The organism is Mesorhizobium sp. W016 (assembly GCF_054719485.1).
In genome coordinates, this window is the sequence record NZ_JBTTIF010000002.1 from 3039439 (window position 1) to 3052721 (window position 13283).

Annotated in this window: 12 protein-coding genes; 8 read left to right on the forward strand and 4 right to left on the reverse strand. The window is 63.4% G+C overall.

Annotated elements, in window-relative coordinates; translation table 11 throughout:
• Positions 1-5 precede the first annotated feature (5 nt).
• The gene (locus ACYG9V_RS15190; RefSeq protein ID WP_352764133.1) at positions 6-932 is read right to left on the reverse strand and encodes a LysR family transcriptional regulator; all 927 of its coding nucleotides are present in this window, start codon (positions 930-932) and stop codon (positions 6-8) included.
• 92 nt (positions 933-1024) lie between these two features.
• Between ACYG9V_RS15190 and ACYG9V_RS15195 the strand changes: the two genes are divergently transcribed.
• The 3 genes from ACYG9V_RS15195 (at position 1025) to ACYG9V_RS15205 (ending at position 2769) form a co-directional block, all read left to right on the forward strand.
• The gene (locus ACYG9V_RS15195) at positions 1025-1918 is read left to right on the forward strand and encodes a DMT family transporter (RefSeq protein ID WP_023715225.1); all 894 of its coding nucleotides are present in this window, start codon (positions 1025-1027) and stop codon (positions 1916-1918) included.
• A 107-nt stretch (positions 1919-2025) separates the two neighbouring features.
• Positions 2026-2448, forward strand: coding sequence for a hypothetical protein (locus tag ACYG9V_RS15200; RefSeq protein WP_352764135.1), 423 nt, complete (start codon positions 2026-2028; stop codon positions 2446-2448).
• 84 nt (positions 2449-2532) lie between these two features.
• Positions 2533-2769 (forward strand): hypothetical protein, encoded by a 237-nt coding sequence (locus ACYG9V_RS15205; protein ID WP_352764137.1) that lies wholly within the window; start codon positions 2533-2535, stop codon positions 2767-2769.
• Between the two features lie 25 nt (positions 2770-2794).
• Here the strand turns inward: ACYG9V_RS15205 and mutL are convergent, their stop codons facing one another.
• Both mutL and ACYG9V_RS15215 read right to left on the reverse strand, forming a co-directional pair.
• Positions 2795-4648 (reverse strand): DNA mismatch repair endonuclease MutL, encoded by a 1854-nt coding sequence (gene mutL / locus ACYG9V_RS15210; RefSeq protein ID WP_352764138.1) that lies wholly within the window; start codon positions 4646-4648, stop codon positions 2795-2797.
• A 274-nt stretch (positions 4649-4922) separates the two neighbouring features.
• A complete protein-coding gene (locus ACYG9V_RS15215; RefSeq protein ID WP_352764140.1) occupies positions 4923-5825 on the reverse strand; it encodes a LysR substrate-binding domain-containing protein in 903 nt (300 codons plus the stop codon).
• A gap of 89 nt (positions 5826-5914) precedes the next feature.
• Between ACYG9V_RS15215 and ACYG9V_RS15220 the strand changes: the two genes are divergently transcribed.
• From ACYG9V_RS15220 to ACYG9V_RS15235, 4 genes are all read left to right on the forward strand, one after another.
• A complete protein-coding gene (locus ACYG9V_RS15220) occupies positions 5915-7465 on the forward strand; it encodes a trimethylamine methyltransferase family protein (RefSeq protein ID WP_352764141.1) in 1551 nt (516 codons plus the stop codon).
• Positions 7466-7527: 62 nt separating this feature from the next.
• Positions 7528-9177 carry an ABC transporter substrate-binding protein gene (locus tag ACYG9V_RS15225; protein WP_352764143.1) on the forward strand — a complete coding sequence of 550 codons (1650 nt, stop codon included), beginning with the start codon at positions 7528-7530 and terminating at the stop codon, positions 9175-9177.
• Between the two features lie 95 nt (positions 9178-9272).
• Entirely contained in the window at positions 9273-9752 is a 480-nt protein-coding gene (locus ACYG9V_RS15230; protein WP_352537621.1) for a DUF3828 domain-containing protein, read from the forward strand.
• Between the two features lie 58 nt (positions 9753-9810).
• A complete protein-coding gene (locus ACYG9V_RS15235) occupies positions 9811-10368 on the forward strand; it encodes a hypothetical protein (RefSeq protein ID WP_352764144.1) in 558 nt (185 codons plus the stop codon).
• A 219-nt stretch (positions 10369-10587) separates the two neighbouring features.
• Here the strand turns inward: ACYG9V_RS15235 and queF are convergent, their stop codons facing one another.
• Positions 10588-11049, reverse strand: a complete 462-nt coding sequence (gene queF, locus ACYG9V_RS15240; protein WP_023672924.1) for a preQ(1) synthase — start codon at positions 11047-11049, stop codon at positions 10588-10590.
• A 140-nt stretch (positions 11050-11189) separates the two neighbouring features.
• Between queF and ACYG9V_RS15245 the strand changes: the two genes are divergently transcribed.
• Positions 11190-13235, forward strand: a complete 2046-nt coding sequence (locus ACYG9V_RS15245; protein WP_352764170.1) for an NADH:flavin oxidoreductase — start codon at positions 11190-11192, stop codon at positions 13233-13235.
• The last annotated feature ends 48 nt before the right edge of the window (positions 13236-13283 follow it).

Here is a 13283-nt window from a genome sequence, read left to right on the forward strand (position 1 = left end):
CGCCGCTACCGCTCGGCTTCGAGGAATGCTTCCATCTTGTCCATCGCCAGCCCCGCCTCGACAGCGATACGGCGTGAAAGTTCGGCGGCAGCCGTGCGCGGCCGCCCAAGCGGCCGGTCGAGCCAGTACGACACCGGGTTCAGCGCCGTGCGCTCGTCGACGGCGACGATGCGGCCTGCCTCCAACTGATGTCCGGTCAGCGGTGGCCGTGCCAGCGCGATGCCGAGCCCATAGGCGGCAGCGTCGAGCACCAGATTATAGTCCTCGAAGCGGCGATCCTGCGGGCGCGGGCGGTAGTCCATCCCTTGCGCGGCAAACCAGGCACGCCAGCCGGAGGCGTCGGAATCGTTGATCAGTGGAAACCTCAGCAGCCGGGCCGGGTCGCCGCGACCGATCTCGTGGGCAAGGCCGGGCGCGGCGACGGGAAAGACATGTTCCTCGAACAGCTTCACCGAGATGCGGCCCGGAATGCCGCCGCGGCCGCAGCGGACCGACAGGTCGATGCCTTCATCGGCAAGGTCGGCCTGGCGGATGTCGACGTCGAGCACGATGCGCAGCTTGGTGGGATTGTTCTCCAGCGCCGCCATGCGTGGCATCAGCCACAGCCCGCTGACGGAGGGTATCGAGGTCAGCCGCACCACGGCGGTGCCGCGCGGCTCGACCCAGCGGTCGGAATGGCTGGAGATCAGCGCAAAGGCTTCCGCCGTGCGCAGATGCAGGCGGTTGCCCTCGATGGTCAGCGAGACGCCGCGCGCGCCGCGGTCGAACACTTTCAAGCCCAGCCAGTCCTCCAGCTTGGCGATCTGCCGGCTGACGGCGCCGTGGGTGATGTTGAGCTTCTCGGCCGCGGCCGAAAAGCTCCCCGTTCGCGCCGCCGCATCGAAGGCGCGCAGGGTCTCGAGCGGCACCATTGTGTCTGAGCTGTGATCCATAGTCACAGGTGATCCACGATTTGATCGTTTGTCAACGGCGCCGAAAAGGCGCTTTCTGCCTTTCAACACTCTGGGCACCCGAGGACAGGCAGATGAGCGCAACGACCAGCACGTCGAATCCGACACAGCGGATGGACACCACGGCGGCCATCGCCGTGGCGTTGACGGTGGTTGGCTGGGCCTCGGCCTTTCCCGCCATCCGTGCCGGCCTCGCCGCTTTCGGGCCGCTAGAACTCGGTGCGCTGCGCTTTGCCATTGCCGCGGTGCCGGCAGCGATCTTTCTTGCCGTCAAGCGCCCGGCGCTGCCGAGGCTCGACGAAGTGTGGCGCCTGGTTTTCGGCGGCGCCATCTTCGTCGCGCTCTACACTGTCATGCTCAATTTCGGCGAACTGACGGTTTCGGCGGGTGCCGCCGGTTTCATCATCAATGTCAGCCCGATCTTCACCGCCATCATGGCAATGGCATTGCTGGGCGAGCGCTTCTCAAGCTGGGCCTGGTTCGGCACGGCGATTTCTTTCGCCGGCATCGGCATCATCGCCGTGGCCGACGGCAATGGCTTGAGTTTCGACACCGGCGCGCTGCTGGTTCTTGGCTCCGCGCTGTGCTCGGCCGTCAATACGATCGTGCAGAAGCCGCTCTTTGCCCGCCATCACCCGCTGACCATTTCGGCCTCCAACATGATCCTTGGCGCGCTTTGCCTGGCACCCTTTCTGCCGAGCGGCTTTGCGCAGGCCGCGGTCGCTAACACGGCCGGTATCGGTGCCGTGATCTTTCTTGGCATCGTGCCCAGCCTGATCGCCTATGCCGCCTGGGCAACCGCACTGTCGCGTCTTCCGGCAGCGCGCGCGTCGAACTTCCTCTATCTGGTCTCGCCCATGTCTGCCCTGATCGGCTTCTTCTGGCTGGGCGAAGTGCCGACACTGCTCGGTCTCCTCGGCGGCGCGCTGGCGCTCGGCGGTGTCATCGTGGTGAATTTGAAGCGTTAAAACAAAAAGTTGGAACCGTTTCCGGACTCAAACCGGGAGCCGTATCCGACAGCTGCAGACACCCGGAGGAAGGACCGTTATGGTGAGTTGCCTGGCTGGGGGATGGAATGGGAAAACTGTTCATATCGGCAATCTTTTGCGTTTTGCTGCTGACCGGGAAAGCCGTCGCTGGCTGGTACCAGGTCGAAAACTACGAAGGGTCCATCGGGCCTAATCCAGTCCATCTGTCACTGCAGAGATATGGCAGTTTCGGCAGCGGGATTACGGTCGAAGGAAGCTATTTCTACGACGCGAAGCAAAGCCCGATAGCGGTGTACGGCAAGATCAGTGGCACCAGCGTCTTCCTTTGCGATGCGGACGACAGGGAGTTCGACCGGGTGCTGGTCATGGGATCGAAAACGCCCGTTGGCACCACCGGATGTCCGTTTTCTCTCGACCTTGGCGAAAGCGGCGCAACAGGGACTTGGAGCAAGGGCTCGGACAAGTTCCCGATCACGCTGAAGAAGGTCGCAAGCCTCGACGAAGGTTGACGGCACCGTCGAGATTCCCACTGGGCGCAGACAGCCACCCACAGATTTGCCGGGGTCTACGAGAAAGCGGGCTTTCTCGTCTGCATGAATAAGCTGCGGGTCATCGATAAGAAGAAAAAGAAGGTCGTTCAGGAGATCGCTTTCGATGACGACGATTGCGATGCCGGCATGCTGATGACTCCCATCTACATGAATGTTCAAAAACAGGTTGGGAGAAGCTTCGAGATAATCTCCGTGAATTTTCGCGGCGGTAGCGACGGTTACTCAAGGGATTACGTTTTCTCTCATAGGTTCAAGGATTATCGCCTGTTGGTGAATTGAGCGTGTGCCCTGACCTGGCTTGTGCTCACCGCCGCCCAAACAGCCGCTCTATATCGGCGAGCTTGAGTTCGATATAGGTCGGGCGGCCGTGGTTGCAGGTGCCGGAGCCCGGCGTTGCTTCCATCTGGCGCAGCAGCGCGTTCATCTCCTCAGGCTTGAGCAGGCGGCCGGAGCGGACCGAGCCGTGGCAGGCCATAGTCGCGGCGATCTTGTCCAGTCGTTCCTTCAGCGTCTCGATCGTGTCGTTGTCGGCGATCTCGTCGGCAAGATCACGCACCAATTGCTGGACATTGGTTTCGCCGAGCATCGACGGCGTCTCGCGCACCGCCACCGCGCCGGGACCGAAACGCTCAATGCCGAGGCCGAACCGGGCCAGCGTTTCGGAATGCATGGCCAGCCGCTCGGCGTCCTCCTCCGGCAGGTCGACGATCTCCGGCAGAAGCAGCATCTGCGAGGGCACCGCGCGCGAGTGCAGGGCATTCTTCAGCGCCTCGTAGACCAGCCGCTCATGCGCCGCGTGCTGGTCGACGATGACAAGCGAATCCCTGGTCTGGGCGACGATGTAGTTCTCGTGGACCTGCGCGCGGGCGGCGCCCAGCGCGGTGCCGAGCAGCGTCTCGGCCGGCTCGGCTAATCCGGCACGCGCATCGGCGCTGGCGAGCGGACCGGCGTCGAATGCAGCCTGGTCGTTTTCGCGGAAGCCGGCGCCGTCAAATCCCATATCCAGCGGCCGCTGTGGCGAGCGGTCAAAGCCCGAAAAGCCCGAGGCCCGGTAGGCCGCGTCATAACTGCGATGACCGTTGGCAGGACCCGCATGGGCGTAGGAGGCGGCTCCCGGCCGGAACGCCGCCACCATCCCGGCGGCCCCGCTGGTGGCGGCGCGGATGCCGGCATTGGCCAGCGCCTCGCGAATGGCGCCGACGATCAGCCCGCGCACCAGGCCGGGGTCGCGAAAGCGCACATCGGCCTTGGCTGGGTGGACGTTGACGTCGACGGTCGCCGGATCGAGCGTCAGGAACAGCACGGTCACCGCGTGCCGGTCGCGCGGCAGCACATCGGCGAAAGCGCCGCGAATGGCGCCGGCGATCAGCTTGTCGCGCACTGGCCGGCCGTTGACATAGGCATATTGCTGCAGCGCGTTGGCGCGGGTGAAGGACGGGATCGAGACGTGGCCGGTCAGGTGCACGCCGTCCCGGCTGGCGTCGATAGCGATGGAATTGTCGGGAAACTCGGCGCCCATCACCTGAGCGACGCGGCGCAGGCTGCCCTCGGTACTGTCATCGGTCGCCGGCAATTCCAGCGTCGAGCGGTCCGAGCCGGCCAGCGTGAAGCGCACGGCGGGGAAGGCGATGGCGATGCGCTTGACCACGTCGCTGGTGGCCGAGCTTTCGGCCCGCTCGCCCTTCATGAATTTGAGCCGCGCCGGCGTGGCAAAGAACAGGTCGCGCACCTCGACCGTTGTGCCGCGATTGGCCGCCGCCGGCTTGACCGCCGAAACGCGGCCGCCTTCGATGGCGATCTCGGCGGCAGCGTCGCCTGCGGTCGTGCGCGAACGGATCGACAGCCGCGCCACCGAACCGATCGACGGCAGCGCCTCGCCACGGAAGCCGAGCGAGCGGATATCATGAATGTTGTCGGCAAGTTTCGAGGTGCAGTGGCGCGCAATGGCCAGCGCCAGTTCCTGTTCGGGGATACCGGAGCCGTCATCGGTGACGCGGATCAGGTTCAGCCCGCCGCCGGCAGTGACGACCTCGACGCGGGAGGCGCCGGCGTCGAGCGCGTTTTCGACCAGTTCCTTCACCACGCTCGCCGGACGCTCGATGACTTCGCCGGCGGCGATCTGGTTGATCATCGTTTCGGAAAGCTGGCGAATGGGCATGGGGGTATTATAGGCGGATTCGAAGGGTGTGCGGAAGGCTTCAATGAATGCCGGACATTGGAGACGCCAGCGGGACAGCACCCCCCTCTGGCCTGCCGGCCATCTCCCCCGCAAGGAGGGAGATCAGATGTCACGACGGCTTTCGCCAATCTCCAATGCTTGAAGGGTGACGCGACATATGAACTGCCAATCTCCCCCCTTGCGGGGGAGATGTCCGGCAGGACAGAGGGGGGTGTGAAGGAACTCCGCGATAGTGACTACGCTGCAACCGATTTCAAGCCTGCGCCGCCAGCCAGTCCCTGACTTTCCGCGCATTCTCGCTCAACTCCCGGTTCTTCGGCCAAACCACATAGAACGCCTTGCCGGTTTTCAGCACATGGTCGGTCACCGGCACCAGCAGCCCCGACGCCAGGAGCCGTTCGGCCAGATGCCGCCAGCCGAGCGCGATGCCCTGGCCCTCCATGACGCCCTGGATCACGAGGCCGTAATCGTTGATGCGCAGGCCGCGCGCGGTGTTGTCGAGCCTGCCGCCCGCAGACTGGAACCATTCGTCCCAGCTAGCCGCCTCGCGGTAGGGCTCCTCGAGGTGGATCAGGCGATGCGTCGCCAGCTCCGCGACGCTCCTTGGCATGCCGAATTTCGCGAGATAGCTGGCGCCAACCACCGGAAAAATCTCCTCGTCGGCCAGCGGCAGCGAGTGATAATCGGCCCAGTCGCGCGGTTCGCCGCCGCGAACTGCGAGCGGGATGCCCTCGGCGATGATGTCGAGATCGCGGTCGGCGGTCTGGATGCGCAAGTCGATGCCCGGCAGTTCGTCGCGGAACTGCTGCAGCCGCGGCATCATCCAGAACGAGCCGAAGGCGGTCGACGCCGCCAGCGTGACATGACCGCCGGTCGCCTGCAGGCGCAGATCCTCCGCCGATTTGCGGATATGCGACAGGCCGAGCGAGACGTCAGCATGGAAGCGTTCGCCCGCTTCTGTCAGGACGACCTGGCGGTGGCGGCGCTGGAACAACTGCGCGCCAAGCTGTTCCTCCAACCCGCGCACCGCATAGGAGACGGCGGCCTGCGTCATGCCGAGCTCGCGCCCGGCGGCAGTGAAGCTCGACAGCCGGCCCGCCGCCTCGAAGACGATCAGGCTGCCGGCCGAGGGTAGGAGATGGCGCAGGCTTCGCATAAGTTGAGCTTATACAAGAGATCAGGATTTTCCAGCATCACATCCATATTTCCTCTCGCTAACTTGGTTGGACGGAATGAGGAGGCTCCATGAACGCACCGGCCGCTGAACTGACCGAGCAAACCCACCGCCGCGGCGGCGGTCGCCTCGGACGCAAGGCGCTGAGGAGCGCCCCCGTCGCCTCGTTCCCGACGCTGGTCCGCGAGATCCCCACCTACCAGATGGTCCCGGACGAGGCGGTGGAACTGATCCACCAGGAGTCACTCGCTATCCTCGAAGAGGTCGGTTGCGAGTTCCGCGACGACGAGGCGATCGCCATGTGGAAGGCGGCGGGCGCCGACGTGTCCGAGACACGCGTCCGCATCGACCGCGGCCTCCTGATGGAACTGGTCGCGAAGGTTCCATCCGAGTTCACTCTCAATGCGCGCAATCCCGAGCGCACCGTGCGCGTCGGCGGCAAGAACTCCATCTTCGCGCCGATGTATGGCGCGCCTTACGTGCGCGACCTCGACAACAACCGGCGTTATGGCACGCTTGAAGACCTCAACAATTTTCACAAGCTCGCCTACATGGCCCCGGCGCTGCATTCGTCGAGTTCGATCATCTGCGAGCCGATGGAGATCGCGGTGCCGAAACGGCATCTCCACATCATCCATTCGGCGCTGAAGCATTCCGACAAGCCGTTCATGGGCATCGTTACTTCCAAAGACCGCGCCGAAGACACGATGGCGATGGCGGGCATCGTCTTTGGCGAAGATTTCGTTCGCGACAACCCGGTGCTGGTGTCGATTACCAACTGCAACTCGCCGCTGGTGTGGGACGCCACCATGCTGGACGCGATGAAGGTCTATGCGCGCAGCAATCAGCCGCTGATCCTGGCTCCCTTTGCGCTGTGCGGCGCATCGACTTCGGCCTCGGCCGTCGGCGCGGTGGCGCAGGTCAATGCCGAAGCACTGGCCGGCGTCGCTTTCACCCAACTGCTGCGCCCGGGTTCGCCGCAAATCTACGGCCAGTTCATGGTGACGGTCGACATGAAGACCGGCGCGCCGATGGGCGGCACGCCGGAAGCCGCCCAGATGATGTATCTGATGGGCGCGCTGGCGCGGAAATACAAACTGCCCTGGCGAACCTCCGGCTTCCATGTCGGCTCCAAGCTCAACGACGCCCAGGCCGGCTATGAATCCAACATGCTGATGCATGCCGCCATCCTCGCCGGCGCCAATTATATCTGGCACTCCGCCGGCTGGTTGGAGGCCGGGCTGACCTGCGGCTATTCGAAATTCGCCACCGACTGCGAGCAGCTTGTCGGCTGGTACAAATATGCCGGCGGCCTGCCGTTCGACGACTTCAAGGAGGCCATGGCGGCGATCCGCGAGGTCGGGCCGCAGGGCCATTTCCTCGGCACCCAGCACACGCTCGATCATTACAAGTCGGCATTCTTCATACCCACCATCATGGACTTCAACTCCTACGAACAATGGAAGGCCGGAGGGGCGAAGGATCACGATACGCGCGGCCGCGAGAAAGCCCGCAACATGCTGGCCGACTATGAAGAGCCGAAGCTCGATGAGGGCATTGCCGAGGGCCTCAGGGACTTTATCGCGCAGCGCGAAGAGAGGCTGCCCGACAGCGTTAGCTAAGAGAACGACGAATGAGTTGATAAACGGGCGAAGACCCGATGGGAAGCGCAAGGGAGAAAGACATGACACTTTTCAAAAGCAATGGCGATCGCGTGCCAACCGCCATCGAGGCGCTGGCGCAAGAGACGCGTGCTGGCCGCATGGACCGGCGCGAGTTTCTAGCATTGGCAAGTGCGTTCGGCGCATCGACGGCGCTGGCCTACGGCATGATCGGCCTTGCCGTGCCGGGACAGGCTTTTGCCGAGGAGCCGAAGAAGGGCGGCACGCTGCACATATCGATGTCGGTCAAGGCCCAAAAAGATCCGCGCACCTATGACTGGGTGGAACTCGCCAACATCTCGCGCTGCTGGCTGGAGCCGCTGGTCCGCTACACCAGGGAATTCACCTTCGAGCCAGTGCTGCTCGAAAGCTGGGACATCAATGACGACGCCACGGAATACACGTTGCATGTGCGCAAGGGCATCACCTGGAACAATGGCGATGCTTTCAACGCCGATGACGTGGTCTTCAATGTTACCCGCTGGTGCGAGAAGAAGGTCGCCGGCAACTCCATGGCCGCTCGCGTCGGCGGGCTGATCGACGAAAAGTCGGGCAAGGCTAGGGAAGGCGCGATCGCCAAGGTCGACGACAATACGGTCAAGCTGACGCTCAGCGCGCCCGACATTTCGCTGATCCCGAACCTCACCGATTATCCCGCGCTCGTCGTCCACCGCAATTTCGACGCCGAAGGCGCCGACCCGGTCAAGAAGCCGATCGGCACGGGCCCGTTCGAACTGGTCTCCTACGATGTCGGCCAGAAGGCGGTGGTCAAGCGTCGTGAAAACGGCAAGTGGTGGGGTGGTGAAGCGCCGCTCGACAGCGTCGAGTTCATCGACTACGGCACCGACTTCAACGCTTCGATCAACGCCTTCGAATCCGGCGAGATAGACCTCAATTTCGAGACGCCGGCCGACTTCATCGACATCCTGGATAAGATGGGGCTGGAGAAGTCCGAGGTTGCGACGGCAACCACGCTGGTTGCCCGCACGAACGTTACCCACAAGCCCTATGACGACCAGCGGGTGCGCAACGCGCTGCAGATGGCGGTCGACAACAATGCGGTGCTGGAACTCGGCTATGCCGGGCGAGGGACGGTCGGTGAAAACCACCATGTCAGCCCTATCCATCCTGAATATTTCGCGCTGCCCAAGAAGACGCGCGACGCGGCCGGCGCCAAGAAACTGATGGCCGACGCTGGGCAGGCCGATTTCGAGCACGAGCTGATCACCGTCGAGGACGATTGGCAGAAGAACACCGGCGACGCGATTGCCGGCCAACTGCGCGACGCCGGCATCAAGGTCAAGCGCACGGTGCTGCCGGGCTCGACCTTCTGGAACGACTGGACGAAGTATCCCTATTCGATGACCATCTGGTACATGCGCCCGCTTGGCGTCCAGGTCCTGGCGCTTGGTTATCGCACCGGCGAGGCCTGGAATGAATCGGCCTATTCCAACCCGGACTTCGACGCCAAGCTGAAGCAGGCGCTGTCGCTGATCGATGTGGAGAAGCGGCGTGAGGTGATGAAGGATGTCGAGCAGATCCTGCAGGATTCCGGCATCATCATTCAACCCTTCTGGCAGAAGCTCTACAGCCACATGAACAAGAAGGTGAAGAACTACGGCGTCCACCAGACCTTCGAGATGGACCTGCAGAACGTCTGGCTGGATGGCTGAGAGGGTGCAAGCCGGGGCTTCATGAGCCGCAAAAAAGCCGATATGCAGGATGTCTGGTATTGCCGCCTTGCCGCCGAACCGTCCGGAGATCCTGCATGAAACCGATAGTGCTTGCCGCTGTCTTTTCGATTGCCTTGCCAGCGACGGTGCTGGCCGGGCCGGCTTCCAACGCGGTGAAGTTCTTTTATGTGCCCGAGGTGAAATTCGAGGGAGATGCAAAGTACCGCGACCGCTTCACCGAGCCGGTGACCAAGCTGTTCGATCTCAACGACCAGGCAACGAAGAACAAGCCCGACGAAGTCGCCTGCCTCGACTTCGATCCCGGCCTCGACGCCCAGGATTTCGACCAGACGTCGATTGCCAAGACATTGAAGCTGGCCGAGACCGTCAATGGCGATACGGCCGAAGTCACCGCCACCTTCAGCCTTTTTGCGGAAGGCGATGATTCCAAACGCGAAATGCTGTGGTCGCTGAAGAAAATCGACGGCAAATGGAAGGTAGCCGACATCACCTCCAAGACCAGCAGCTGGACGCTGAGCGCGCTGGAATGCATGCCCGACAAAGCGCCGGAGTGATCCTGTGCTCCGCCGTCTTGCCCTGGCGCTGTCGCCCACGTGCGTGCTGGCGGTGGCTATGAGCGCAGCCGCGGCCCAAGGCCTGTTGGGCCCGCCGCCAGCCAATGCCCCGGCCGTGGCGGCACCGGCCGGCGCAGCACCGCCCGCAAATCCACCCGGGACAGCGGTGGACGCGGCGACACCGCCGGTTGGGTGGTCGCCGGTCGACGCCGCACCGGCCGCACCCATTCTGCCGGGATCCCCGACGGCGGTGGTGCGGCCATTTTACGATCAGGTGGGGCTGGAGATCGATCCGGCGCAGCGCAGCCACTTCATCGACCCGGCAAAAACCGTTCTCGACAAGAGCGACGCGTTGCGCAAATCCGGGCAGGGCGAATGCCTCGACCCCAACATGGCGCTCGACAATGCCGACTATGACAAGGCCGAGATCGATAAGAGCCTGAAGACACTCGAAGCGATCAATGGCGACCAGGCCAAGGTCATTGTCGCCTTCGTCGTCGCCGGCAACCCGCATCGCCTTGAATGGAAATTCAGGAAAGTCGACGGCAAGTGGAAGATATCCGATCTGCTTTCGGTGACCGGTGAATGGGCGCTCAGCCAGTATCAGTGCGAATAATGTTGATTGAGGGTCAGCGCCTGCGATCCTTCGCGCCCCCCTCTGTCCTGCCGGACATCTCCCCCACGGGTGGGGAGATCAGCAGTTCCAGCGTCTCGCCCGCTCCGCATCATTTGAGATTAGCGAAAGCCTATGTGGCGGCCAATCTCCCCCCGTGTGCGGGAGATGTCCGGCAGGACAGAGGGGGGCGCTGTCCCGCTAAAGGTCCGCAAAATAGCTTCAGCCCCTTCCGCGATAGGGGGCAACGCCGGTGTCGGGCAACCAGGCGCCTTCGGGCGGAGCGCCGGTCTGCCAGAAGACATCGATCGGAATGCCGCCGCGCGGATACCAATAGCCGCCTATGCGCAACCACAGCGGCTTCGTTGCCGCCACAATGCGGCGGCCGATCATCACCGTGCAGTCTTCATGGAAAGCGCCATGGTTGCGAAACGAGGTCATGAACAGTTTGAGCGACTTCGATTCCACGAGCGTGGTATCGGGTGCGTAGTCGATGACGATATGAGCGAAATCCGGCTGTCCGGTTACCGGGCAGAGCGAGGTGAATTCCGGGCAGGTGAAGCGCACGATCGCCGGCGGTCCGTCGCCGCGCTGGAACGGCACGGTCTCCAGGACCGCGGTCTCCGGGCTCTGTGGCGTCTCGACGTGGGCGCCGAGCTGGGTGAGGGTTTTGGTATCGATCATCGTGGTTTTCCTGGGGATTTTCCGCGCTCATTAGCATCGGATCAAAAAGTGTGCAGCGATTTTCGGATAAATTCGATGCTCAAGACAAGAACTGGAGCAGCGCGCGCTGCTCCGACACAAACTGGAATGGCAGGAAGATGATGACCAGCAACGACCCGCTTCTCCAGCCTTACCAGCTCAAACACCTGACGCTGAAGAACAGGGTGATGTCGACCAGCCACGAGCCGGCCTATTCAGAGGACGGCATGCCGAAACAGCGCTACCGGCTCTACCATGCCGAAAAGGCCAAGGGCGGCATGGCGCTGACCATGACGGCGGGCTCGGCGATCGTCTCGCGCGACAGCCCGGCCGCCTTTGGCAATCTGCATGTCTATGACGACCGCATCGTGCCGTGGCTGGCCGAACTGGCGGACGCCTGCCACGAGCATGACTGCAAGGTGATGATCCAGATCACCCATCTTGGTCGCCGCACCGGCTGGAACAAGGCAGACTGGCTGCCGGTGCTGTCGGCCTCGCCGGTGCGTGAGCCGGCGCACCGCGCGTTCCCGAAAACTATCGAGGACTGGGACATCGAGCGCATCGTCGCCGACTATGCGTCCGCTGCGCAGCGCTGCCAGGCGGCCGGCCTCGACGGCATCGAGTTCGAATCCTACGGCCATCTGATGGACGGCTTCTGGTCGCCGGCCACAAACCATCGCGACGACGAGTTCGGGGGTTCGCTCGACAACCGGCTGCGCTTCACCGACATGGTGCTGGATGCCGTGCGGGCTGCCGTCGGTGAAAAGTTCATCGTCGGCATCCGCATGGTCGCCGATGAGGACTTTGACAAAGGCCTGTCGAAGGCCGAGGGCGTCGAGATCGCGAGACGGCTAGCCAATTCTGGCAAGGTCGATTTCCTGAACATCATCCGCGGCTCGATCGAAAGCGACGCGGCGCTCACCAAGGTTATCCCGGTGACCGGCATGCGCTCTTCGCCGCATCTCGATTTCGCCGGCGAGGTGAGGGCGGCAACGAAGTTCCCGACCTTCCATGCGGCGCGGATTTCCGATGTGGCCACGGCGCGCCACGCCATCGCGACCGGCAAGCTCGACATGGTCGGCATGACCCGCGCCCATATCGCCGACCCGCACATCATCAAGAAGGTCATGGAAGGTCGCGAGCACGAGATCCGGCCTTGCGTCGGCGCCACCTATTGCCTCGATCGTATCTATGAAGGCGGCGAGGCGCTGTGCGTCCACAATGCCGCGACCGGCCGCGAGGCCGAGATTCCGCATATCATCCTGAAGACCGAAGGGCCCAGGCGGAACGTCGTTGTCGTTGGCGCTGGCGCTGGCGGGCTCGAGGCAGCTCGCGTGATGGCCGAACGCGGCCATCATGTCACGGTGCTTGAAGCCTCCGGTCAGGCCGGCGGCCAGGTTCGGCTGGCGACGCAGAACCCGCGCCGCAAGGAGTTGATCGGCATCATCGAATGGCGGCTGGCCGAACTCGACCGGCTCGGCGTCGGGATCCGCTACGACACCTGGGCCGAGCAGGACGAAGTGCTGGCGCTGTCGCCCGACGTGGTGGTGATCGCCACCGGCGGCCTGCCACAGAACCCGCCGCTGACATCAGGCGACAATCTCGTCACGTCGAGTTGGGACATCATGGCCGGCAGCATCAAGCCGGCGGAGAACGTGCTGCTCTTCGACGACAATGGTGGCCACCAGGGCATGGGCGCGGCGGAGCTGATCGCCAATGCAGGGTCAAAACTGGAGCTGGTTTCGCCGGAGCGCTTCTTCGCCCCCGAAATGGGCGGCATGAACCACGTGCCCTATATGCGCGCCTTCCAGGAGAAGGGCGTCACCATCACCATCAACACCAGGCTGCGCTCGGTACGGCGCGAGGGCAACCAGCTGGTCGCCGAACTTGCCTCCGACTTTGCCGATGGCTGGCGTGGCGAAAGGCGGGTCGACCAGGTGGTGGTCGAGCACGGCACGGCGCCGCTCGACGATCTCTATCTCCAGCTGAAACCGCTGTCGAAGAATGGTGGCGCGGTCGATTACGAGCGGCTGGTCGGCGGCGGCGATATTTTTCCTTCACGCAACCCCGAAGGCGGCTTCGTGCTGTTGCGCATCGGCGATGCGGTCGCCTCGCGCAACATCCACGCCGCCATCTATGATGGCATCAGGTTCGGCTTGCGGGTTTGAGCCTACAAGCCGGCCTACGGCTTGTTCCAAAGCTCGATCTCACCCTTC

Excerpts from the sequence above, each read along its gene's own strand:
- ACYG9V_RS15230 (WP_352537621.1), top strand. The coding sequence starts at position 9,273 with ATGAAACCGATAGTGCTTGCCGCTGTCTTTTCGATTGCCTTGCCAGCG.
- ACYG9V_RS15235 (WP_352764144.1), top strand. The coding sequence starts at position 9,811 with ATGAGCGCAGCCGCGGCCCAAGGCCTGTTGGGCCCGCCGCCAGCCAAT.
- ACYG9V_RS15220 (WP_352764141.1), top strand. The coding sequence starts at position 5,915 with ATGAACGCACCGGCCGCTGAACTGACCGAGCAAACCCACCGCCGCGGC.
- mutL (WP_352764138.1), bottom strand. The coding sequence starts at position 4,648 with ATGCCCATTCGCCAGCTTTCCGAAACGATGATCAACCAGATCGCCGCC.
- ACYG9V_RS15190 (WP_352764133.1), bottom strand. The coding sequence starts at position 932 with ATGGATCACAGCTCAGACACAATGGTGCCGCTCGAGACCCTGCGCGCC.
- ACYG9V_RS15245 (WP_352764170.1), top strand. The coding sequence starts at position 11,190 with ATGACCAGCAACGACCCGCTTCTCCAGCCTTACCAGCTCAAACACCTG.
- ACYG9V_RS15205 (WP_352764137.1), top strand. The coding sequence starts at position 2,533 with ATGAATAAGCTGCGGGTCATCGATAAGAAGAAAAAGAAGGTCGTTCAG.
- ACYG9V_RS15200 (WP_352764135.1), top strand. The coding sequence starts at position 2,026 with ATGGGAAAACTGTTCATATCGGCAATCTTTTGCGTTTTGCTGCTGACC.
- ACYG9V_RS15215 (WP_352764140.1), bottom strand. The coding sequence starts at position 5,825 with ATGCGAAGCCTGCGCCATCTCCTACCCTCGGCCGGCAGCCTGATCGTC.
- ACYG9V_RS15195 (WP_023715225.1), top strand. The coding sequence starts at position 1,025 with ATGAGCGCAACGACCAGCACGTCGAATCCGACACAGCGGATGGACACC.
- queF (WP_023672924.1), bottom strand. The coding sequence starts at position 11,049 with ATGATCGATACCAAAACCCTCACCCAGCTCGGCGCCCACGTCGAGACG.
- ACYG9V_RS15225 (WP_352764143.1), top strand. The coding sequence starts at position 7,528 with ATGACACTTTTCAAAAGCAATGGCGATCGCGTGCCAACCGCCATCGAG.